This is a genomic window from Mesorhizobium sp. M7A.F.Ca.CA.004.04.2.1, from assembly GCF_004022825.1.
Lineage (GTDB): Bacteria > Pseudomonadota > Alphaproteobacteria > Rhizobiales > Rhizobiaceae > Mesorhizobium.
The window spans coordinates 1-841 of record NZ_RZPH01001545.1 but is presented as its reverse complement, the minus strand read 5'-3'; the positions used below and the strand labels follow the sequence as shown (position 1 = coordinate 841).

Here is an 841-nt window from a genome sequence, read left to right as displayed (position 1 = left end):
GGCGGCCGCCGCACGCGAAGCGGCCGCTGCCGCCAAAAATGAGACGGCAAACACCGGGGCACCGGCATGATCGGACGCCAGATCGACGAGAACCCGGCCGGCATCCACCTGCCGCTCGAACCCCTGCCCGGCCACACCTCGCGCGGCCGGCTGGAGCGCGTCCTGCGGCGCGGCGAGTTCGCCGTCACCACCGAGCTCAACCCGCCCGACAGCGCCGATCCGGAAGACGTCTATAACCGCGCCAAGATCTTCGACGGCTGGGTCGATGCCATCAACGCCGTCGACGCCTCGGGCGCCAATTGCCACATGTCGTCGGTCGGTATCTGCGCGCTTTTGACCCGCATGGGCTATGCGCCGATCATGCAGATCGCCTGCCGCGACAAGAACCGCATCGCCATCCAGGGCGACGTGCTGGGCGGGGCCGCGATGGGCGTCGCCAACATGCTGTGCCTGACCGGAGACGGTGTGCAGGCCGGCGACCAGCCCGGCGCCAAGCCGGTGTTCGACCTCGACTGCATGTCGCTGCTCGAGACCTGCCGCATCATGCGCGACAATGGCAAGTTCCTGTCCGGCCGCAAGCTGACGACGCCACCGCAGCTTTTCCTCGGAGCCGCGATCAACCCATTCGCGCCGCCGATCGACTTCCGGCCGCATCGGCTGGGCAAGAAGATCGCCGCCGGCGCGCAATTCGTGCAGAGCCAGTATTGCTTCGACGTGCCGATGTTCCGCAGCTACATGCAAAAGGTGCGCGACCTCGGCTACACCGAAAAATGCTTCATCCTGGTTGGCGTCGGGCCGCTGGCCTCGGCCAAGACGGCCAAGTGGATCCGCTCGAACGTGC

1 protein-coding gene is annotated in these 841 nt (G+C 67.2%); it reads left to right on the top strand.

Annotation, left to right across the window (positions count from 1 at the left end):
* Window positions 1–66 precede the first annotated feature (66 nt).
* Window positions 67–841: methylenetetrahydrofolate reductase (locus EN893_RS36025; RefSeq protein ID WP_164901492.1), on the top strand; the 775-nt coding region annotated here is incomplete at its 3' end.